Source organism: Microbacterium sp. NPDC090007, from assembly GCF_044748345.1.
GTDB lineage: Bacteria > Actinomycetota > Actinomycetes > Actinomycetales > Microbacteriaceae > Microbacterium.
On record NZ_JBIVFV010000002.1, the window covers coordinates 87,375 to 105,925 of the forward strand.

Annotated in this window: 25 protein-coding genes; 12 read left to right on the forward strand and 13 right to left on the reverse strand. The window is 70.4% G+C overall.

The window, feature by feature from the left end; translation table 11 throughout:
* Positions 1-13: 13 nt before the first annotated feature.
* Positions 14-874, reverse strand: coding sequence for a hypothetical protein (locus ACIPVB_RS08795; RefSeq protein ID WP_400368304.1), 861 nt, complete (start codon positions 872-874; stop codon positions 14-16).
* Between the two features lie 93 nt (positions 875-967).
* Between ACIPVB_RS08795 and ACIPVB_RS08800 the strand changes: the two genes are divergently transcribed.
* From ACIPVB_RS08800 to ACIPVB_RS08815, 4 genes are all read left to right on the forward strand, one after another.
* Positions 968-1,765 carry an EI24 domain-containing protein gene (locus tag ACIPVB_RS08800; RefSeq protein WP_400368305.1) on the forward strand — a complete coding sequence of 266 codons (798 nt, stop codon included), beginning with the start codon at positions 968-970 and terminating at the stop codon, positions 1,763-1,765.
* 24 nt (positions 1,766-1,789) lie between these two features.
* Complete coding sequence (locus ACIPVB_RS08805; RefSeq protein ID WP_013585971.1) at positions 1,790-1,939, forward strand: hypothetical protein; 150 nt, start codon at positions 1,790-1,792, stop codon at positions 1,937-1,939.
* A gap of 50 nt (positions 1,940-1,989) precedes the next feature.
* Positions 1,990-3,093 carry a class I SAM-dependent methyltransferase gene (locus ACIPVB_RS08810; RefSeq protein WP_400368307.1) on the forward strand — a complete coding sequence of 368 codons (1,104 nt, stop codon included), beginning with the start codon at positions 1,990-1,992 and terminating at the stop codon, positions 3,091-3,093.
* 70 nt (positions 3,094-3,163) lie between these two features.
* Positions 3,164-3,718 (forward strand): hypothetical protein, encoded by a 555-nt coding sequence (locus tag ACIPVB_RS08815; protein WP_400368309.1) that lies wholly within the window; start codon positions 3,164-3,166, stop codon positions 3,716-3,718.
* 6 nt (positions 3,719-3,724) lie between these two features.
* Here ACIPVB_RS08815 and ACIPVB_RS08820 read toward each other — a convergent pair whose 3' ends face one another.
* Positions 3,725-4,189 carry a DUF3817 domain-containing protein gene (locus ACIPVB_RS08820; protein ID WP_400368310.1) on the reverse strand — a complete coding sequence of 155 codons (465 nt, stop codon included), beginning with the start codon at positions 4,187-4,189 and terminating at the stop codon, positions 3,725-3,727.
* Positions 4,190-4,403: 214 nt separating this feature from the next.
* Here ACIPVB_RS08820 and ACIPVB_RS08825 point away from each other — a divergent pair, with 214 nt between their 5' ends.
* From ACIPVB_RS08825 to ACIPVB_RS08835, 3 genes are read left to right on the forward strand one after another with little or no spacing between them, the layout of a single operon-like run.
* A complete protein-coding gene (locus tag ACIPVB_RS08825; protein ID WP_400368311.1) occupies positions 4,404-5,423 on the forward strand; it encodes an FUSC family protein in 1,020 nt (339 codons plus the stop codon).
* Positions 5,424-5,439: 16 nt separating this feature from the next.
* Positions 5,440-6,276 (forward strand): PfkB family carbohydrate kinase, encoded by an 837-nt coding sequence (locus ACIPVB_RS08830; protein WP_400368963.1) that lies wholly within the window; start codon positions 5,440-5,442, stop codon positions 6,274-6,276.
* On the forward strand, positions 6,273-7,199 hold the full coding sequence (locus tag ACIPVB_RS08835; protein ID WP_400368313.1) for a nucleoside hydrolase: 927 nt from the start codon (positions 6,273-6,275) through the stop codon (positions 7,197-7,199). Before ACIPVB_RS08830 ends, ACIPVB_RS08835 begins: the two co-directional genes overlap by 4 nt.
* Positions 7,200-7,320: 121 nt before the next feature.
* Here the strand turns inward: ACIPVB_RS08835 and ACIPVB_RS08840 are convergent, their stop codons facing one another.
* The gene (locus ACIPVB_RS08840; protein ID WP_400368314.1) at positions 7,321-8,469 is read right to left on the reverse strand and encodes an SGNH/GDSL hydrolase family protein; all 1,149 of its coding nucleotides are present in this window, start codon (positions 8,467-8,469) and stop codon (positions 7,321-7,323) included.
* Positions 8,466-9,044, reverse strand: coding sequence for a TetR/AcrR family transcriptional regulator (locus ACIPVB_RS08845; protein ID WP_400368315.1), 579 nt, complete (start codon positions 9,042-9,044; stop codon positions 8,466-8,468). The genes ACIPVB_RS08840 and ACIPVB_RS08845 overlap by 4 nt, the downstream gene beginning before the upstream one ends.
* Before the next feature lie 121 nt (positions 9,045-9,165).
* Here ACIPVB_RS08845 and ACIPVB_RS08850 point away from each other — a divergent pair, with 121 nt between their 5' ends.
* Positions 9,166-9,657, forward strand: a complete 492-nt coding sequence (locus tag ACIPVB_RS08850; RefSeq protein ID WP_400368316.1) for a DNA modification methylase — start codon at positions 9,166-9,168, stop codon at positions 9,655-9,657.
* A 658-nt stretch (positions 9,658-10,315) separates the two neighbouring features.
* Here ACIPVB_RS08850 and ACIPVB_RS08855 read toward each other — a convergent pair.
* Positions 10,316-10,555 (reverse strand): DUF3263 domain-containing protein, encoded by a 240-nt coding sequence (locus ACIPVB_RS08855; protein WP_400368317.1) that lies wholly within the window; start codon positions 10,553-10,555, stop codon positions 10,316-10,318.
* 89 nt (positions 10,556-10,644) lie between these two features.
* Between ACIPVB_RS08855 and ACIPVB_RS08860 the strand changes: the two genes are divergently transcribed.
* Positions 10,645-10,998, forward strand: a complete 354-nt coding sequence (locus ACIPVB_RS08860; protein WP_400368318.1) for a hypothetical protein — start codon at positions 10,645-10,647, stop codon at positions 10,996-10,998.
* A 59-nt stretch (positions 10,999-11,057) separates the two neighbouring features.
* The gene (locus ACIPVB_RS08865; RefSeq protein ID WP_400368319.1) at positions 11,058-11,339 is read left to right on the forward strand and encodes a hypothetical protein; all 282 of its coding nucleotides are present in this window, start codon (positions 11,058-11,060) and stop codon (positions 11,337-11,339) included.
* 58 nt (positions 11,340-11,397) lie between these two features.
* Here ACIPVB_RS08865 and ACIPVB_RS08870 read toward each other — a convergent pair whose 3' ends face one another.
* Positions 11,398-11,652 (reverse strand): hypothetical protein, encoded by a 255-nt coding sequence (locus ACIPVB_RS08870; protein WP_400368321.1) that lies wholly within the window; start codon positions 11,650-11,652, stop codon positions 11,398-11,400.
* 184 nt (positions 11,653-11,836) lie between these two features.
* Between ACIPVB_RS08870 and ACIPVB_RS08875 the strand changes: the two genes are divergently transcribed.
* Both ACIPVB_RS08875 and ACIPVB_RS08880 read left to right on the forward strand, forming a co-directional pair.
* Positions 11,837-12,031 carry a hypothetical protein gene (locus ACIPVB_RS08875; RefSeq protein WP_400368322.1) on the forward strand — a complete coding sequence of 65 codons (195 nt, stop codon included), beginning with the start codon at positions 11,837-11,839 and terminating at the stop codon, positions 12,029-12,031.
* Positions 12,032-12,049: 18 nt separating this feature from the next.
* Positions 12,050-13,396, forward strand: coding sequence for an O-antigen ligase family protein (locus ACIPVB_RS08880; RefSeq protein WP_400368323.1), 1,347 nt, complete (start codon positions 12,050-12,052; stop codon positions 13,394-13,396).
* Here the strand turns inward: ACIPVB_RS08880 and ACIPVB_RS08885 are convergent.
* The 7 genes from ACIPVB_RS08885 to ACIPVB_RS08915 all read right to left on the reverse strand — a co-directional run bounded on the left by ACIPVB_RS08885 (position 13,342) and on the right by ACIPVB_RS08915 (position 18,551).
* Positions 13,342-15,147 carry a polysaccharide deacetylase family protein gene (locus tag ACIPVB_RS08885; RefSeq protein WP_400368324.1) on the reverse strand — a complete coding sequence of 602 codons (1,806 nt, stop codon included), beginning with the start codon at positions 15,145-15,147 and terminating at the stop codon, positions 13,342-13,344. The genes ACIPVB_RS08880 and ACIPVB_RS08885 overlap by 55 nt on opposite strands.
* 62 nt (positions 15,148-15,209) lie before the next feature.
* The gene (locus tag ACIPVB_RS08890; protein WP_400368325.1) at positions 15,210-15,335 is read right to left on the reverse strand and encodes a hypothetical protein; all 126 of its coding nucleotides are present in this window, start codon (positions 15,333-15,335) and stop codon (positions 15,210-15,212) included.
* A gap of 6 nt (positions 15,336-15,341) precedes the next feature.
* Positions 15,342-15,614 carry a hypothetical protein gene (locus ACIPVB_RS08895; RefSeq protein ID WP_400368326.1) on the reverse strand — a complete coding sequence of 91 codons (273 nt, stop codon included), beginning with the start codon at positions 15,612-15,614 and terminating at the stop codon, positions 15,342-15,344.
* A gap of 44 nt (positions 15,615-15,658) precedes the next feature.
* Entirely contained in the window at positions 15,659-16,099 is a 441-nt protein-coding gene (locus ACIPVB_RS08900; RefSeq protein WP_400368327.1) for a hypothetical protein, read from the reverse strand.
* A gap of 4 nt (positions 16,100-16,103) precedes the next feature.
* Positions 16,104-16,544: a hypothetical protein gene (locus ACIPVB_RS08905; RefSeq protein WP_400368329.1), complete on the reverse strand. Its 441-nt coding sequence runs from the start codon at positions 16,542-16,544 to the stop codon at positions 16,104-16,106.
* The gene (locus tag ACIPVB_RS08910; RefSeq protein WP_400368330.1) at positions 16,544-17,440 is read right to left on the reverse strand and encodes a hypothetical protein; all 897 of its coding nucleotides are present in this window, start codon (positions 17,438-17,440) and stop codon (positions 16,544-16,546) included. Before ACIPVB_RS08910 ends, ACIPVB_RS08905 begins: the two co-directional genes overlap by 1 nt.
* A gap of 94 nt (positions 17,441-17,534) precedes the next feature.
* Complete coding sequence (locus ACIPVB_RS08915) at positions 17,535-18,551, reverse strand: hypothetical protein (RefSeq protein ID WP_400368332.1); 1,017 nt, start codon at positions 18,549-18,551, stop codon at positions 17,535-17,537.

The window sequence follows — 18,551 nt, forward strand, 5'->3', positions numbered from 1 at the left end:
CGTCGTATCAAGTTCAACGCACACCCTCCGGGGGTATTCCCGGCTCAGCGCGCACCGTCGGGTCGGGCTCATCCCACAGCTCCACCGTCTGCACGAGCCAGAAGACCGAGAACAGCAGCAGCGCGATCGACTCCCCCACCAGCACGACGGGGAAACCCGTGCGCTCCACCCCGGCGACGACGCCGATCACCAACAGCAGCAGAACCGCCACGATCGCCCCCGCGACCAGCGCGTACCCGGCGCGCACGCGCGAACCGCGTCGCCCCGACGCGCGCGGGCGCCACGTGGCGAGCGCCGCGACGGCGGCGATCACGATGAAGAACGCCACCGCCGCCACCTCGTGCGCGACCGCCAGGAAACCCTCGGGTGCCACCGCCGCCCACCCCGCGCCACCCCCGACGACGAGCGCGATGATCGTCGCCGTCGCCACCACCCCACCGCTCAGCGTCCCCTGCACCCGGGCGAGGATCAGCGCGGCGACGACCCCGAGAAGGACGATGGATGCCACGGCCACCCCGTTGTTCACGACGGCGGCCCGCACCTCGGGCGGGACGCAGCGGGCAGACCCCCCGCACCGTGCGTCGGCGATCGTGGTCGGCACGAACGCCACGACGAGGGCCAGCACCGCGCCGATGTCGAGCAGTCCCTGCTCGAGGCTCCGTCCCGACAGGGCCAGCAAGGCCAGGGCGATCGCGCTCAGCGTCCCCACGAACACCGGCCCCGAGGCGGTGTAGTAGGCCGCGCTCACCGACGTCAGCGGCACACCGCCCCCCAGCTCGAGCCCCACCCCGACGGCGAGGAAGACCGTCGCCCCCACGAGCCCGAGCCGGATGTATCGGTACGTGCGCTGTGTCGAGGTGGTGCGGATCCGCATGGGGGCATCCTGCCAGCAGCCCCCGACACGCCCCGTGGTCGCCACGGGCGGGTCCGACATCCCGCCGGCGACCGTCTGCGGGATACTCCCCTCATGCGTGAATTCCTCGCCGGGGCGGGCCTGCTCGCCCGGGGCATCGGTCAATGGCGCCGCACTCCGGGGGCGATGGCGCTGGGGCTGATCCCCGGATCGGTCGTCGGCCTCGTCTTCGCCGCCGCGCTCGTGGTGTGGGCACTGATGCTGCCCGAACTGGTCGTGAGCTGGACGCCCTTCGCCGAGGCGTGGGCGCCGGCGTGGGCCACCACGGTCCGCACCGCGATCGGCCTCGCCTCGTTCGGTGCGGCGCTGCTGATCGCGGTCGTGTCGTTCACCGCGGTCACCCTCGCCGTGGGAGAGCCGTTCTACGACCGCATCTGGCGCGCCACCGAGCGCAGCGCGACCGGTGCGATCCCCGACGCGGACTACGGATTCTGGCGCGCCGCGGGCGACAGCGTGCGCCTGATCCTGCGGGGAATCGTTGCGGCGGCTCTGGCGTGGGTCATCGGACTCATCCCCCTGGTGGGCGGCATCCTGGGGTTCGTCACCGGTGTGCTGCTGACCGGATGGCTCCTGGCCGACGAGCTCACCTCGCGCGCCCTCTCGGCGCGGGGACTGGACCGCCGCGCCCGACGGGAGCTGCTGCGCGCGCATCGCGCCCGGGCGCTCGGGTTCGGCGTCGCGACGCAGCTGTGCTTCCTCGTCCCCCTCGGCGCGGTCGCCGTCATGCCCGCCGCCGTCGCCGGCAGCACGCTGTGGGCACATGCCGCACTGAGCATCTCCCCCGGGTCCGTCTCCGGCCCGGGGGGACGACCCGCCCCGCGCACGGACCGACGCGCCGACCCGGCACGATAGCCTGGAGCGACCGAAGGGATCCTCATGTTCATCGTCTCGCTCATCCTGTTCGTCGGCGGCATGCTGCTGACCGGCCTGTCGTTCTCGCTCGCCGCGCCCGCGCTCTTCTTCGCGCTCGGCATCATCCTCGTCTCGGCGTCTCTGGCTCTGCCCTTCCACTTCGGCACGCGGTGAGCCGACGCCGGGCGCGCCGCGCCCGGCCCTCGCCCGGGTACCGTTGACCGGTGCCCCTCTCGCTCGACGCCCTTCGTCGCCGCCCCGATCTCGAGGGTCCGGATCTGGTCGCCGTCGATGCCGCCGATCGCCTGCTCCTCGACGAGTCCGCCGATGCCCGAGGGGGCATCGGGCCCGATGAACTCGTCGTCATCGGCGATTCCTACGGCGCACTGACCCTGGGATCAGCGGATGCTGGAGCCCGCGGCATCCGCGTGCATCAGGACGAGCTCCTCGGCGAACGGGCGCTCGCGGCCAACGCCGCCGAGGCCGGGCTGGACGCCACGTTCACCTCGCATCCGCTCGACGGCGACCTGCTGCGCGGCGCGCGCCTCGTGCTGCTGCGCCTGCCCCGCTCGCTCCGGGCGCTGGACGACATCGCCGGACTGATCGCGCGGCACGCGCACCCGGACGTCGCCGTCTACGCCGGGGGGCGACTCAAGCACATGCACCCGTCGATGAACGACGTCCTGCGCCGGCGCTTCGACCGCCTCGACGTCTCGCACGCCCGGCAGAAGTCGCGCGTGCTCCTCGCGCGCGGACCCCACGACGGCGCCGATCCCCAGCCCGACGAGGCCGAGATCGACGGCCTGCGCGTCCGCGCATTCGGCGGAGCCTTCGCGGGGGCCTCGATCGACATCGGCACGCGACTGCTGCTCGCGCACCTGCCCGAGCCCCGCGGCGACGAGGCGATCGACCTCGCGTGCGGGACCGGGGTGGTGGCGGCGACGCTGGCGCTGCGGCATCCCGCCCTGCGGGTCGTCGCGTGCGACCAGTCGGCGATCGCCGTCGCCTCGGCCCGCGCCACGGCGGCGGCGAACGAGGTCGCGGACCGGGTCACGGTGCGCCGCGACGACGTGCTCTCGGCACAGGCGGATGCCACGGCCACCTTCATCGCCCTCAATCCGCCGTTCCACGCGGGGGCCGCGGTCACCGACGGCCTGGCTCCGCGCATGTTCGCCGACGCCGCCCGCGTCCTGACGCCGGGAGGACAACTGTGGACGGTGTGGAACTCCGCCCTGCAATACCGCGGCGCCCTGGAACGGCTGGTCGGTCCCACCCGGCAGGTCGCGCGCGATCGCAAGTTCACGGTGACCGTCTCGACCCGACGCTGAGAGGTTGCGCAAGACCCGACCCGGGCCGTCGCGCGCGGCGTAGATTCGCTGTCGTGACGAGGAGGTCCGCATGCGCGAGCGCACGATCACGGCGACGCTGGGCGCGGTCGGCCTCGCGGTCGCGCTGCTGTCGGCCCCCACGGCGGCGAACGCCGCGGTGCGACTGGACCCTCCGTCCGACACCACGTCGGCGGCCCTGCTCGCGGACTGCTCCAGCGTCACCCCGAACGGTCGCGCGTATGCGCGGTTGAACGTCATCGCACTGTGCGGCGCCGACACGATCCCCGCGGACCGTCCGTTGCGCACCGAGAACGTCGGGGGCGAAGAATGCGGCACCGTCACCCTCACCCTGGCCGCCCGCGGCGGCGGGCTGGCGTCGATCGCGTGGCGGACCGCCTCCGACACCGGGCCGATCGTCGGCGTCGCGCTCGACATCTCGTACGTGGGGCGCCTCGGCGGGGCCGTGCAGAGATACGTCCAGGATCGGGCGTCCCTGCACGCCACGGGGCGGACGGTCGCCTACACGGGGTCGGGACCCGTCACGGCGACGGTGTCGGGCACGATCGAGACGTTCACCGCGACGTGCCGGGTCGCCCCGGCGAGCGTGCGCATCCAGGCACGCTAGGGCGGGTCAGCCCTTGCCGCCGGGCGGCCCCACGATCAGCAGCACCACGAAGACCAGCACGACGAGCGCGACCAGAGCCAGCGCCAGGACCGCGGGTCGACGCAGGAAGAAGCGCAGCAGACGGTCGATCACCCGTCGATCGCGAGGGTCGTCGGTCTCGTCGAGCCGCCACGCCCCGCGCAGGCGCCCGGTGCGGTGCAGCCACATCTCGGTGGGGACGGTGGCGTAGGGGATGACGGCGCTGACCACCGCGATCGCGGCGGGGCCGAACCCCCACCGCTGGTTCAGCGCCACGAGCACGGCGGTCGCGCCGTAGGCGAGGAAGACGAAGCCGTGGATGCCCCCGCCGATCGACACCGCGATCGGCAGGTCGGCCGCGGCCCGCAGGATCAGACCCGCGATGAGCAGCGTCCACGAGACGGCCTCGGCGATCGCGAGGGTGCGGAACAGGGTCAAGGGCGTGCGGAACACGGTCCTCCTCGAGACGTGGCGGGCACTCCCAGCCTAGGCACGCGGCCCGCGCGGTGCCGCCCGCGCGTCTCGACGTCGAGCAGTCCCCGGTCGGCGGGACGTCCCCGGCGTTTCCCCACCGCCCGCCCGCACCGGCCGCTGCCCACCGCCGACCCGTCCGCCTCGCACCGCCCGCCCGCTCCGGCCGCCGGGGAGCGACGCGTAGGCTGGGACGGTGGCGGAATCCCGGGGGCGCGTGTGGACCGGAGTCATCCGCGTCGGACCGCACCAGGGCGACCACCGGGTCGCGGTCCGCGCCGTGCTCAGCGTCGGCGTCCCCCTTCTCGTCCTGCTGCTGCTCGGCCGCCTCGACCTGAGCGTCTATGCGAGCTTCGGCGCCTTCGCCGCGCTCTACGGTCGCGCAGACACCCCCCGCACGCGGGTGCGCATGCAGGCGACCGCCGGCGCGGTGCTCGTCGCCGCGATGCTCATCGGCACCGCGATGTCGGCGCTCGCCCTGCCCGCGCTCGCGGCCGTCGCGATCGTCGCGGCGATCGCCGCGGTCGTCACCCTCTTGGCGTATCGCGCGCAGTGGCACCCACCGGGGGCGCTGTTCACGGTGTTCGCCGCGGGTGCCACCGCGAGCTTCCCGGCGACCGCCGGCACCTTCCTCACCGTGCTGATCGTCGGTGGGGCGAGCGTGGCGTGGAGCCTCGTCGTGACCACCGCCTTCACCCTGATCCGCCGCGGCTCGTGGGCGCGGCCCCGGCGGTCGCGTCCGCCGATCGGGTCGGTGGCGTGGGAGATGACGGCGACGGTGGGCACCGCCGCCCTCCTGGCCGGCGTCGTCGGTGTGCTGCTCGTGGGCACGCACTGGTACTGGGCCATGGTCGGTGCCGTGGCGGCCGTCGGCGGGGCGCACGTGACGGCCCGGCTGATCCGCGGAGTCCAGCGACTGGTCGGCACACTGCTCGGGGTGCTGATCGCGGCGGGACTGCTGGCGCTGCACCTGCCCCCGTGGCTCGTCATCGTCGTCGCCGTGATGCTGCAGGCGGGCGCCGAGCTGTTCGTCGGCCGCAACTACGGGATCGCCATGCTGTTCATCACCCCGCTCGCGCTGCTGATGGTGTCCCTCGCCGCTCCGGTCGCACCCGAGATGCTGCTGCGCGATCGCGTGATCGAGACGCTGATCGGCGTCGCCGTCGGCACGGTCGTCGCGATCGTCTCGGCGGGGCTTCGTCGACGCTCCGCCTGATCGAAAGGACCGTGCCATCCGCTCCCCCTGCCTCACCGTCGTCGGCGCGATCAACGTCGACCTCACCGCGCGCGTGGAGCGCGCTCCCGCCGCGGGCGAGACCGTCGCCGACGGCGTCCTCCAGCGCGGACCCGGCGGCAAGGGCGCGAATCAAGCGGTCGCCGCGGCCCGGCTCGGTGCCGACGTCCGGCTGATCGGCGGTGTCGGCGACGACCTCGACGGGCGTGGCATCCGGGAGCATCTCACTGCGATCGGCGTCGACGCCTCGGGGGTGCAGACGACCGACGGCGCCACCGGGACGGCGCTGATCGTGGTGGACGCGACGGGTGAGAACTCGATCGTCGTGTGCCCCGGGGCCAACGCGGCGATCGACGCCGACGCGCTCGGCATCGTTCCCGGCGCGGCCGTGCTCGCACAGTTGGAGGTGACGGATGCCGTCGTCTCGGCCGCCGCGCGGGCGGCGGGCTTCTTCGCGCTCAACGCCGCCCCCGCGCGCCCCCTGCCCGACGACATCCTCGCCGCCTGCGACCTAGTCATCGTCAACGAGACGGAGTACGCGCAGCTGCCCGGAGTGCACGACGCTGCCCTGCTGTGCGTCACGCGGGGCGCCGCGGGGGCTCGACTGTACCGTCGCGGCGAGCTCGCGGCATCCGCCCCCGGCGTGGAGACGACCGTGCGCAACACCGTCGGCGCGGGCGACGCGTTCTGCGCCGCACTCGTCGTGGGACTGCTGCGCGGCGACGCCGAGACCAATGCCCTGGCGCGCGCGTGCGCCGTGGGCGCGGCCGCGGTCGCGGACGACGCGTCGCAGCCGAACCTCAACATCCTCGACGCCTACGCGGTGACCCCGTGAGCCGTCGACCGATCCTCGTCGACTGCGACACCGGCATCGACGACGCCCTCGCCCTGGCGTACCTGCTGGCCGAGCCCGCGGTCGAGATCGTCGGGGTCACGACGGTGTCCGGGAACACGGATGCCGCCCGCGCGGCCGCCAACACCCTCTCGCTGTTCGAACTCGCCGGCGTCGACGGCATCCCCGTCGCCGTCGGAGCGCACGACTTCCGCGATCGTCCGTACGCGGGCGGCGCGGCGCACATCCACGGTGACGACGGGGTGGGCGGTCTCGCCCTGGCCGCCGCCCGCGCCGCGATCGACGCCCGCCCCGCCGTCGAGCTCATCGATCACCTCGCCGCGCGGCATCCCGGTCTCACCGTGCTCACCCTCGGTCCGCTCACCAACCTCGCCGCGTACGCCGAGACGCCGGGGGTGGCCGCGTTCGACCGGCTCGTGGTGATGGGCGGCGCCTTCGCGCACTCGGGCAACGTCACGGCCTGGGCCGAGGCGAACATCCACAACGATCCCGAGGCCGCCGCGGTGGTCTTCGCGCAGACATGGGACACGACCCTCGTCCCCCTCGACGTCACGATGTCGCAGACCCTGGATGCCGCCGACCTCGTGCGTGTGGACGCGATCGCCGGGGCGCTGCCGCGCGCTCTCGCCGCCATGCTGCCGTTCTCCCTCGATTTCTACGCCGGACGCGTCTTCCCCGACCGCCGCTGCGCCCTGCACGATCCCCTCGCGGCGATGGTCGCGGCGGGCGTCCTGCGCGGCGTGAGCGTCGCGTCGGGGCAGGTCGAGGTGCGACGGGAACGGGGTGAGCGCGGGCGCACGGTCTCGTCGCGCGGGTCGTCGACCCAGCGATGGGTGCGCGGCATGGAGGGCTCGGCGGCCGAGGTGCTGTTGGAGAGGCTCGAGGCGCGGGAGTGGCCGGGCTGAGCGCCGGCGCGCGCCCGCCCGACTGAGCACCGGCGCGCGCCCGGCCGACTGAGCCCCGGCGCGCGCCCGTCTTCGTGCGTCCCCGCCGGCCCGCCGCCGAGTCGACCGGGGCGACCCGCGGTCAGCGTCTCAGCGGAGCCCCCGCGGCGAACGCCGCGTTCGCGAACCTCTCGCCCATCAGCAGGTGCGTCGCCGTGTCGGGGTGCAGCCCGTCGGGCAGCGGGTGCGTCCCGGCGTCCTCGGCGTCGTACAGCGACAGCCCGTCGAGGTAGTGCAACGCGGGATCGCCCGACCGGTCGGCGACGACCCGCTCGAGCAGGTCCCGCACGACCTCGAGGGTGAGCGCGCCACGTGCGACGTCGGCGGGCGACCCGGTGGCGACGAAGCGCACGTCCCCCGTCCGCAGCGCCTCGGGGTCGAACGCGCCCGGACCGGGCGTCTTCTCGTGGATGCCGCTGAAGATCGGCGACACCAGCAGCAGAGGCGTGTCGGGGTGACCCTCGCGGATCGTGTCGAGAAACCCGTGCACGGCGGAGACGAACGCCCGGACTCGCAGGAGGTCGGCGTTGACGACGTTGATCCCGAGCTTGACGCTGATGACGTCGGCATCCCGATCCCGGATCACGCGGGCCACGAAGGGATCGACCAGCGCGCTCCCGCCGAAACCGAGATTGTGCAGCTGCACCCCCGCGGCGCGCGCCGCGACGACGGGCCAGATCTCGGTGGGGGCGGCGGCGTTGGAGCCGTGGCTGATCGAACTGCCGTGGTGCACCCACACCGGCCGTGGGTCGGGGATCGCGGTGAGCGGCGCATCGGAGTGCAGCGCGACGAGATCGACCTGCTCGTTGTGCGGCAGCCAGAACTCCACCGTCTTCTCGCGCGGGGGCATCCCCGCCGCGGTCACGACGTCGACGTCGCCGGAACGCGGCGTGGCCGCCCCCGTGGCGAGGTCGAGTTCGAGGGCGTCTCCCTGAACGAGGGAATGCCGCAGCGCGAGGACGTCGTCGACGAGGACGTCGACCATGCCTCGCGCCCGATCGAGCCCGCGATACGACACCCGCGTCGAATGAACGCGGAGCACGACGGTGGTCGCGGCGGTCCGGAACCGCAGATGGATGCCGGACGGCTGTCGCTCGACCATGCGGAACTGTGCGTCGGCTTCGCGCTCGCGGTAGGGCAGGGGCAGGCGGTGCAGACGCACGCCGGTCTCGCTGCGCGCGAGCTCCCCTCCACCGCGGACGAGGTCGGGGGTGAACGGCGTCTCGATCACTGCTCGACCTCCCCACTCCAGCGCGTCAGCACGTCGTCGAGGCGGTCGATCAGCTTCGCCCATGACGCGTCGGCGGGTGGGGCGCTGTGCGCGAAACTGCCGACGTGCTCGAGGTGCAGAAACCCGTTGACGAAGGATCCGATCAGTCGCGTGGCGTGCACGCGATCGCTGTCGTCGATCCCGTATCCGCGCAGGACCGCGGCGAGGGCCCGGCTCGAGCGTGCGGCTTCGTCGCTGCGCACGACGGCGTCACCGGCGCGGCGCTGCAGGCTCTCCCACCGCCCCGGATGGGTGCGGGCGTAGCCTCGGTGCGCATCGCACAGGGCGGCCAGGGCATCGCGGCCGGATCGCCCGGCCACGGCATCGCCCGCCCGATCGGCGAGTTCACCGAGGGCGAGGATCGTCACGCCGTCGCGGAGGGCTGCGAGGTCGCGGACATGGCCGTACAGGCTCGGCGTTCGCACGCCGAGTTCGCGGGCGACAGCGGACAGTGTGACGTCGGCCAAGCCCGTCGTGTCGGCGAGGTCGGCCGCCGCCTGAATGACGGCGTGCGGGGTGAGAGGAGGACGGCGCATACCGGCATCCTACAAGTATTAGCCTTTTACCTTCTGACTATAGAAGGGATTTCGTCTTGCACACGCGCCAGGCCGGATGCAACCTCGTCCGTGACGACGGTGCAGCCCGTACCTTCTCAGCATGACCACCGCGACCTCCGTCCAAGCCACGGGACGACCCGTTCCTCGGAGGGTTGCGATCGCCCTCCTCGCCGGAATCCTCGTCACGGGGCTCCTGTCGGCGTGCGACACCCCCGCCGAACCGGCTGACGAGGGAGGTGCCGGTGTCGCCATCGACGGGCTCGAACCGCTCGAGGTGCGCAATGCCCTCATCGTCACGTCGGACGGGCAGACCGGAGCCTTCGTCGCCGGCATCGTCAACAACAGCGACCAGGACCTCACCCTTCGGGTGACCCTGCGGGGCGAGACCGTGGTCGACGTCGAGGTGGGTGCGAGCTCCACCCTTTCGTACGGAGGCGAGGGTCTGACGCAGCCACCCGTGATCCAAAATCTCGATGCGGCTGCCGGTTCGACCATCGAACTCGGCTTCTCGAGCGAGGACGGGAGCGACGTGCGCGAGCAGGTTCCCGTCTTGGATGAGTCTCTCGACTACCTGCGAGGACTCGCACCCTGAAACGCCCCCGTCGGGCGCTCGACAGGTCGACGGTGCCGACGGAAGGGGCCCCGCATCCCTGCGGGACCCCCGATTCGGCTGATTGCGGTGCGCTCACGACGTGACGCACCCCGTGTGGTCAGGCGCGGATGGCGCGAACGGCGACGTCGCGCGGGGCCGACTCGCCCCGGGTGATGCCGTTCTACCCCCGCGGCGCGCCGCCACTGACCGGCTTGTCAGAAGTCCCAGTCGTCGTCCTCGGTCGCCTCGGCCTTGCCGATGACGTACGACGAGCCCGACCCGCTGAAGAAGTCGTGGTTCTTTTTCACCCCCCGCCCTGGGGCGCTCGGATGCGACATACCCCGGAAGTTGGCGGGAGTCGGAGGGTGATGGGGAACTGGAGAGTGCGTCGAGTGTGGGCAAAATGTGGGCATGCACGCACTTGGTCGACGTGCACGCTTGCGCGTTGCATGCGCGCACGCTAGCGTGTTGCACATGAGCACGCATCACACCAGGCCGGTGGAGGTGAACGCGGCAACGCGGACAGCCAGAAGATGAGCAGGGGACGACGGAGTCCCCGCCAACGGCACGCAGCAACCTCCTACTGACCATCACCCAGGACGGGCCATGACCAGCAGAAGACCAGCCCCCGCCTCATCGAGCGGGGGCTTCCTTCATTTCAGCCCGCGTGCCTCCGCAGAGTCTCGGCCGCGGCGGCCTCGCGACGTCGCCGGAGGCGGCGCACCAGCATGGGCCGCGCCTCGAGCGCCTCGGTCGTTTCGATCGCACGGTGCAGCAGTTGGAAGTACCGGGCCGGAGGGACGCCGAACCGGTCGCGGATCGCTTCGTCCTTACGGCTCGACCAGCGGGGCCACTGCTCCTCGAAGTCGAGCAGCTCGATGAGGGGGATGCTCGTCATGCAACCAGTGTCGCGGTGACCTCCGACATAGCTCCCCCCCCCCCCCCCCGCCCCTATGCGGCCGTCAGCGTCACGGTATGGTCGGCTGCATGTCCACTCCCGGAGTGCCGCCGCAGCAGCCGCAGATCGTCTACCAACAGATCCTCCGACCGCCCTCCAACGGTGCAGCAGTAGCAGCAGTCATCGTCGGCTCGCTCGCGCTGTTCTTCGGCCTCTCCGTACCGATCCCACTCCTCGGACTTTTCTCTGCAGCCTTGGCAACACCACTCGCCATCGGTGCCGTTGCGCTCGGCCACGTCGGCATCAGCAAGTCACGACGATCAGGGGTCGGTCGGACGCCCGCCCTGCTCGGTCTCATCTTCGGATACGCCACCATCGCGATCGTCGCTCTCACCACCATCGTCGTCATCATCTCCACCGTCGTCTCCGCCGGCCAGCGCTGACGCACCGATGTCGGCGCCGTGACGTAACCTGTTCCCTGGCCGGGGAAGGGGACCGGTCTATGGGCTCGACGAAGGTCAGCGACGAGAAGCTGTCGAGAGTGCTTGCCGCGGTGAAGCCGATGACGCTCCCGCTGCAGGCGTATGGGCCGCAGCCGGTGGAGTGGTTCGAGCGTCGCCGCCCCGTGTGGGCGTGGGTGCAGTTCCCGAACCGTGCCGCCGAACGCGTGGAGGCGTGGGCGATGGGCGCGAACGACCGCGTCGTCATGCTCGAGGTCCCGTGCGACGGTGGGCACTGGCAGCCGGTGGTCTGGCGCAACGCCGTGACGGTGCGCACGCTGTGAACGACGAAAAGCCCCCGGCGTCCCGCTCGAATGAGCAGGCGCCGGGGGCGTCGTTGTGTTACTTCTTGCCGCTGCTTCGCGGCTTCCCGGGCTTCCGGTGTGCCAGTTCTTTGCGTTTCGCGATCTCTTCGCTCGACTCCGTGAAGGCGTCAAACACCTCAGACCTGCCGTCGCGCCGACCCTGCTCGTACACCGCTTCCATCACCTGGCTCAGGCGAACGCCGTGGTAGAGGTCCATGTCCTCTGTCACCTCGTCCAAGGCTCGACCTACTCGCACGCCGGCGTACACCGGCACCTTGCCCAGCTTCGGCATGTCGATATCGTGACGCCTTGGCCCTCGATCCGCAGTTGCCACTGGATTCCCCCCATCTGTTCGTTGGTTCACACCATAGATGCGGGGCGCGGCGGGTGAAAGCGATGACTCCCTCCGGAGCTTTGCCGTCAGCCGCAAACTGCGCACGAGTGATGCAGTCAGGCGGTCCCGTAGGATCGCGAGCATGGAAGACCTTCGGAGCGTGCGGCCGATCTGGGCTGTGGCTGGCGTCGTCGTCATGTTCGCCGGCATCATCTGGACGGCACTCGCGCCTTCCGAGGTTTCCGTGACGGCGATCGTCGTTGGAGCCGGGTGGGGGCTGCTCGCTGTGCTGGCGCAGGCCTCCCGTAATAGTGCCGATGGCAACGAGCCGTACTGACCGCTGATGGAACGAAGCATGAAGACGACGGCCCTCTACGTGGCGGCTGCGTTCGCAACCCTCGTGCTCGTGCCCGCGGCGCTGAATCAGCCGCTCCTCGTGCTCGCGATCGTTGGCGTCTTCGGTGCGGTCGTCCTCCGTCGTCGCCCAACCGCCGCGCTCGTGGTCTGGCTTGCCTCGCTGCTCTTCGTGCCCGCCTGGATCGGCGTTGACCTCGGAGGTATCGTCCCGCCCGCTACGCTCGCCGCGGTGATGCTCCTGCCTGCGCTTATCCGCGCCCGGCGATCCGTGAAGGTGCATCCACTCGACGTCGTCATCACGGTGGCTTTCGCTTTGCTCTTCGCGGCAATGCTCTTCGCAGGCGCCCCCGGATCATCGGTCCGCGGCACGCTGATGACCCTGATTCCGGCATACGTCGTTCTCCGGGTGCTGTCCGCCGAGATCGGTATCGAGCGCGCCGGACGCGTGTTCGCAGTCATGGCGACAATCACCGCCGGGTGGTCGATCGCCGAGTTCCTCACCGGCATCCACCCTTTCGAGACCCTCGCGTCCACAGCCAACTGGAACGACATCCAGATCCGCGGTGGTCTCGCGCGCAGCGAAGGCGCACTCGGCCACTCGATCGTCATGGGCGGCGTGCTCGCGTCAGCAGTGCCGTTCGCTCTGACAATGCGTGCACGAGTGGGATGGAAGCTCGCCGCGACCGCCCTACTCCTCGTCGGAACGCTTGTGACGTTCAGCCGCGGCGCGATCATCGCTGCTTTGCTGGGGCTCGTGCTGACGCTCGTTCTTTCGCCCGGACGCAACCTATCTGCGCTCGCACGCGGCACGATCACGATTGGCCTGCTGACGCTCGCGGTCTTCGTCGCGCCGCAGGTGCTCAGCGTGTTCGATGCGTCCGAGGCGGAGACCTCAGCCTCCAGCCTGTACCGCGAGAACGTGCTCGCCGTCTTCGCGAACGACGTGTCCGTGTTCGGTCTTGGCCGCGGCATCGCCCAAGATCAAACGGGACTCGTCTACCAGGGCTTCAACTCCATCGACAACGCCTACGTTCTCTGGCTTCTCCAGTACGGGTGGATACCGACCGTGCTCATCTTCGCGGCGTCGATCATGGTGGCCGTCGGATCCTTCGGGTGGCGCTCCGGCGCCGCAGGTGTCTCGCTGATCGGCCTTCTCGTCCTCGCCTCGACGGTGGCGCTCATCCTGCAGCTCGGACCGATTCTGTTCGCCGTCACAGCGCTTGGAGTGACGGCGTACGCAGGCGGACGGCGGCAACTCAATAACCGGCCCCAAGCTACCGCCGCCGCTCGTCAGATGCCCGCCATCACCTCTCCGACCGGCTTCACCGCAACGCCCGCTGACTGAATCGAGTTCAGCAGCGAGGTCAGATCGGCCTCCGACCAGGACAGACCCGAGGCGGTCCCCGACACGATGTCGTGGAACGTGAGGGTCAGCCACCAGCCGTTCGCCGCAGCCTTCGTCACGAGCGCCTGAACGGCCGACAGCGACTGCGTCGAGTCCACCTGGGTGCTCTTGAGGTACATCGGATCGGGCGGCGGCGCGACGTCACGCTGTGAGCCGGACGTGGTGCGCGCCGACACGTAGTACTGACGCACCTTGTCCGCGCTGAGCCGGTCGACCTGGCCGCCGGGGTAGGCGTACGACTGACCACTCACGCCGTTCTGCACGAGCCAGGCGCGGCATGCTCGAAGCTCGGCGTCGCGTTCCGCATCCGTCATCGCAGGCAAGCCCTTGGCGTGCGCTGCGAGGCTGCTCGCGTGCGATCCGAGTTCGTGCCCGTGGATGCGGTTGAGGTCGAGCCATTCGGCTGCGGATGCGATCCCGGGGCTGCCGAAGTTGCTGATGATCGGATAGAAGGTGCCCCGGTAGCCCTTGGCGGCGAGGAGTCGCTTCACCGTGGTGACGTGGGACCGGTATCCGTCGTCGAATGTGAGTGAGATCACAGCGCTGGGCTTGGGGAACGTGCGGAGACCGCCGAACGAGATGATGACCGCCTGTCCGCTGCCGTCGTCCTGGACGCGCAGTCGGATCTTCGTGATGGCGGTGCCCATGCCGGTGCCGCTGTCGCCGATCTTGTCGGCCGCGGTGAACCGAGCGAGGTAGGGCTTCCCCGGGTAGAGGAACTTCGTCTTGTCGGACCCGGACAGGATTGTGAACGACGAAAAGTTCGCGAAGTTGTCGCTCGTCATGAGGGCGAACACCTGGCTGAGGTTCGTCGGCTTGTCGACCTGGATGAGAGCCTCGAACACCTTGCCGGTCGGGTCGAACGCGGTCGTGGGGACATCGATCGCTCCGAGCGCTGCGCCGCCGGTGCCGCGCGTCACCCCGGTCACTACCTGCGTGCTGAGGCCCCAGGCGTCCTGTGTCGTGTCGTCCAGGTTGAGCGCTCCCCACGAGCCGGTGCTGACTGTGCCGGTGGAGCCGTGCCCCGATCCGAAGGCGTTCAGCACGGTCTTCGCGGGCTGAGGCACGAACCGAGGTGCAGGGATGAGGGCCTGCGTTGCGAGGTCGGCCGGGGCGAAGAACTCTTGCCCTTTGGCCTGCACGCGAGCGTCCACCGCGTTGCGCGCGGGAGTGCCCGCGGTGCCGATCTCGGACCCGGAAACAGACGCAATCGTGGCGTTTAGCGCCACCGCGGTCTTCGACGTCGAGTCCTTGATACGGCCCTCGATGATCGTGTCGTTAGTGTTCCCCACCGCGACAGCCTGAGCCGCAGCGGTGGCCGCGCTCGAGGCCGACGAAGACGCCGCACCCGCCGCGGTCGTCGCCGTCCCCGCAGCCGTAGTAGCCGTCGACGCAGCGGTCTCAGCGGCGGCCGCGGACACCGAAATATCCGTCATCGGGGTCAGCGCCTGCCCCGACTTCACGATCACCTGCGTCACCCCAGCCGGCGGCTTGAACTCGGGGTAGATGCCGTCGCTGTTGGAGACGAGCTTGTTCCCCGTGATGGGGACACCGGCGACGTCCGTGATCGCCAGAGGCGAGGAGAACGACGTGTCCGTCATCGCATACACCTGCGCCTCAGCGTTGCGGAGGCGGGTGCCGGTGTTGCTGTCGACGGCGAGGGTCGCGGGGAAGTATCCGACGACGGCCATGGGCGGGTCCTTTCAGGTGCCGGCGCGACGCCGGGGCGAGAAGTAGAGGGTGAACGCTGCGGTTAGGACCGCCAGAGCAAGCAGCAGGTGAGGGTGACGAGCAGGGCGAGGTCGAGGTCCGCGAGGACGAAGAACGCGTGCAGTTGACGCATGAGCGTCGTGGGCTTCTCGCCCGCCCTGCCCGTCATGGGCCATCAGCTGACGACGCGCTTGTTGGTGGCGCCGTAGACGCCACCACCGGTGAGCCCGGCGCCGACGGCGATCGCGGCGAGGATGGTGATCCACTCGCCGCCGGTGATGACGTTGTCGCCGATCGCGGATGCGAGCGCTGCGCCACCGGCGGTGAGGCCGGCGACGGCGGCGCCGACGAATGCCTTGGCGCTGCTGGTGACGACGACGGCGGGGACGGTCTTGTCGGCCAGGTCCACGGCGACGTCGGTGACGGTGGTGGGGTTGTTGGTGCTCATGCGGGGTGTCCTTTCGAGACGAGGACCCCGACACGGTGCCGGGGTCAGGTGGAGCGGTTACGGCCGGGGGTGGTGTCCTCGTCGATGCCGATGAGGTCCCACTCCTCGGGGGTGAGGTGCGGCATGCGGTGGTCGTGGGGCCATGCGTCGATGAACCGGCGAACGATGCGCTGCAACAGGTAGGACCGGTCGTCGGCCTTGCGCACTTCGGTGCGGAGCTGGCCGAGCTCTTTCGACATCTCCGTGAGCTCGTTCTGCTGCGCCTCGGCCCGGTTCGACAGTCGGTTCACCTCGGCGATGAGTCGCTGCACTTCCGGGTCGGGGTGCGTTCGGGCGAGGACATCTCCAGGCAGCTTCTCCACGGTCTTGCCGTCGCGAGTCTTCTGCTTGCGGTTCTGCGCCCACGCCGCCCAGGCGCCACCGGCGGCCAGCAAGATGAGGAACACGGTCTGGCCGACCTGCCACGCCTGGTCAAACGTCGGCATCCGGTTACTCCTCGCTGGCGTCGGCCGCCGTGATGGTCTTCTTCCGCACCTCGAGGTGGATGTAGACCAGGCGCAACGCGAAGATCCACACGTGCGCGGCGATCGCCCAGAACTGCGGCGATCGGGTGAACTGGGCCTCGAGCAGGATGATCAGCTGCACGGTGGAGGCGTAGAGGAACACGGCGATGATGCCGGCGTAGTTGGCCCACACCTCCCATCGGAAGTTCGGACGGAGCGCGCCGGTGATGCCGACTCCTGCGACGGTGAGCGACGCTATGGCCCACGACAGCGTCGCCCACGGACCCGCGGCGCCCTGGATGCTTGTCGGCGTCCACAGGAGCGCACAGAGCCCCATGAACCCGAAGAACAGGTAGTAGCCGCCGAAGATCCAGTTATGCCACGGGATGCGGCGAGCCCAGGCGCTGATCTGGGCGCGGCGGACCATTACTTCACCGGGTCGTTGCGGAACTCGGCCCGGACGGCCTTCGCCGTGACCTGCGGGTCGAGGGTGGTGCCACCGAGGGCCTTCTCGAGCGCGGTCGAAACGGCGGAGCGCAGGACGCTTTCGTCTACCGTGGCGCCGCTGGCCTTGACCGCCTCGATGACAGCTTCGGTGACCGCGTCGGTCTTGCGCTGCAGCAGCGAGAAGTTCTGGTCGAGCCACTGCAGCGCAGCCTTGAGGCTGGTCTTCCCGCCCATCGCGCCACCCTCACGGGGCAGGTCAGCGACGGTGACCCCGTGGATGGCCTGCAGGAGCTCGGTGAGTCCGATGATGTTGTGGTCGTACCACTGGATGATGCCCTCCAGCGTGACCTCTCCGCCCATCTTCCCGCCCTGCCGTTTCTTGGGCGCGACGATGACGTTGTAGATCTGCTGCTGCTGGGCGTCGGAGAGTGCCATGAGGAATCCTTCCGGAGTGAACGGTGTGCCGGTGCCGGCGGACCCGGGGCGGCTGATGGGCTGGTCGAAGATCGCTTCCGTCCACCCGAGGTAGGGGCGGCCGATCTGGCGTTCGCGTTCGTCGATGGTGCAGGTCCCGACAACCCCGTACCGGGGGTAGTCGGTCGCGGCGACACGGCCACCGCCGAGGCTGATGGTCACGTCACCGGCGGCGGAGGACGCTTTCGGTCCCCACCAGACGGGAACCCCAGCGGGCGGGTTCCGGTCGCCCGGGTGCTTCCCGTCCGACTTGTTCCACCCCTCCGTCGCGGTACCCGCGGCGCGGCCCGTGGACGCGCCGTGGGCCTTGTACGCCTGCCACACGTAGAACAAGCAGTAGCCGCCCTTGATGTCGCGGTAGCTGAGGAGCGTGTTCGCGGCGGCGACTCCGTCAACGGGCATCGTCGTTCTCCTCGTTCTCGATCGTGTCGGGGACGTGGACGCCGCCGATGTCGTACGGGGTGGGGATGGGGGTGCTCATGACGGGTTCCTCCTGTCAGGCGGAGTAGATCTCCGCGGTGACGAACGACTCGGATTTGCGGACGGCACCGAACGTGCCGGGGCCGGCGATGCGCCGTGCACGGAAAAACAGGGACTGCGCGCCCACGAATGTCTGCGCGGACGCTGGTGGCGCCCAGGACCGCCAGTTGCCGAAGAAGAACTCGTCTCCTGCGGGGAGCTTCGTCGCGATCGTGGTGGACCCCACGACCATGTCGAAGTCGAACCGGGTGCCGTCGTCGCCTTCGCTGCCCCAGAACCCCTGCGCGTACATCCGGACCCTGTACGGAACACCCGGGTCGGGAAAGTCCAGGCGCGCTATGTTCCGGGCCGTCTCAGGCCAGTTGACGGCACCGTTCGCGCCGGGAGCGAAAGACTGCCCCATAGTCGAGTCCCACACGAGCGACACGACGCTGAGTAGCCGACCTACTCCGAGCTCCGTCCACATAGGGGTTCCGAGATTATTGAGCGTCCGCATCCAGGAGCGCCCGCCAATCTGCACCTGAGTGCCGAGACGGTTCAGGAACTGCAGAACAAGCTCGTCAAGAGCGTAAGACCCGCCGTCGCTCCCCCAGACGCGCAGGTCGATGATCTGCGTCACCTGCGACTGCCCCGCGGTGGCCTGTACCAGCGCGATGGGATGGTCATCCGCGGTGCCCGGTGTGACCGCCCGGACCGGGAGCGCGGCGGCGCCGGTGGACCCGGGGATGCTGTCCAGCGTGGTGAGGTTGTTCTGCCAGTCTCGGCGTGCAGCGATCAGGTGCCAACGTGACCCGGACGCGGGGGCCGGCAGCACGAGGGAGGCGGCCACCGTCGTCCGGTCGAGAACGCCGGATCCGAAGCCACTCCCGGGGGCGATGCGGATCTCCCGGTCGGCGGTGCCGGCGGTGACCTTCCAGTCGCCCTCTCCGATGACGCCGTACTGTCGTCCGCCGGCGTAGGCCATGAGGCGCGCCCACTGCGGTTCGTCGACGGTGCCTTCGTACCCGACGCTGTCCGTGATGCTGACGGCCAT

Excerpts from the sequence above, each read along its gene's own strand:
- ACIPVB_RS08795 (WP_400368304.1), bottom strand. The coding sequence starts at position 874 with ATGCGGATCCGCACCACCTCGACACAGCGCACGTACCGATACATCCGG.
- ACIPVB_RS08800 (WP_400368305.1), top strand. The coding sequence starts at position 968 with ATGCGTGAATTCCTCGCCGGGGCGGGCCTGCTCGCCCGGGGCATCGGT.
- ACIPVB_RS08805 (WP_013585971.1), top strand. The coding sequence starts at position 1,790 with ATGTTCATCGTCTCGCTCATCCTGTTCGTCGGCGGCATGCTGCTGACC.
- ACIPVB_RS08815 (WP_400368309.1), top strand. The coding sequence starts at position 3,164 with ATGCGCGAGCGCACGATCACGGCGACGCTGGGCGCGGTCGGCCTCGCG.
- ACIPVB_RS08845 (WP_400368315.1), bottom strand. The coding sequence starts at position 9,044 with ATGCGCCGTCCTCCTCTCACCCCGCACGCCGTCATTCAGGCGGCGGCC.
- ACIPVB_RS08850 (WP_400368316.1), top strand. The coding sequence starts at position 9,166 with ATGACCACCGCGACCTCCGTCCAAGCCACGGGACGACCCGTTCCTCGG.
- ACIPVB_RS08855 (WP_400368317.1), bottom strand. The coding sequence starts at position 10,555 with ATGACGAGCATCCCCCTCATCGAGCTGCTCGACTTCGAGGAGCAGTGG.
- ACIPVB_RS08860 (WP_400368318.1), top strand. The coding sequence starts at position 10,645 with ATGTCCACTCCCGGAGTGCCGCCGCAGCAGCCGCAGATCGTCTACCAA.
- ACIPVB_RS08865 (WP_400368319.1), top strand. The coding sequence starts at position 11,058 with ATGGGCTCGACGAAGGTCAGCGACGAGAAGCTGTCGAGAGTGCTTGCC.
- ACIPVB_RS08870 (WP_400368321.1), bottom strand. The coding sequence starts at position 11,652 with ATGCCGAAGCTGGGCAAGGTGCCGGTGTACGCCGGCGTGCGAGTAGGT.
- ACIPVB_RS08875 (WP_400368322.1), top strand. The coding sequence starts at position 11,837 with ATGGAAGACCTTCGGAGCGTGCGGCCGATCTGGGCTGTGGCTGGCGTC.
- ACIPVB_RS08880 (WP_400368323.1), top strand. The coding sequence starts at position 12,050 with ATGAAGACGACGGCCCTCTACGTGGCGGCTGCGTTCGCAACCCTCGTG.
- ACIPVB_RS08885 (WP_400368324.1), bottom strand. The coding sequence starts at position 15,147 with ATGGCCGTCGTCGGATACTTCCCCGCGACCCTCGCCGTCGACAGCAAC.
- ACIPVB_RS08890 (WP_400368325.1), bottom strand. The coding sequence starts at position 15,335 with ATGACGGGCAGGGCGGGCGAGAAGCCCACGACGCTCATGCGTCAACTG.
- ACIPVB_RS08895 (WP_400368326.1), bottom strand. The coding sequence starts at position 15,614 with ATGAGCACCAACAACCCCACCACCGTCACCGACGTCGCCGTGGACCTG.
- ACIPVB_RS08900 (WP_400368327.1), bottom strand. The coding sequence starts at position 16,099 with ATGCCGACGTTTGACCAGGCGTGGCAGGTCGGCCAGACCGTGTTCCTC.
- ACIPVB_RS08905 (WP_400368329.1), bottom strand. The coding sequence starts at position 16,544 with ATGGTCCGCCGCGCCCAGATCAGCGCCTGGGCTCGCCGCATCCCGTGG.
- ACIPVB_RS08910 (WP_400368330.1), bottom strand. The coding sequence starts at position 17,440 with ATGCCCGTTGACGGAGTCGCCGCCGCGAACACGCTCCTCAGCTACCGC.
- ACIPVB_RS08915 (WP_400368332.1), bottom strand. The coding sequence starts at position 18,551 with ATGGCCGTCAGCATCACGGACAGCGTCGGGTACGAAGGCACCGTCGAC.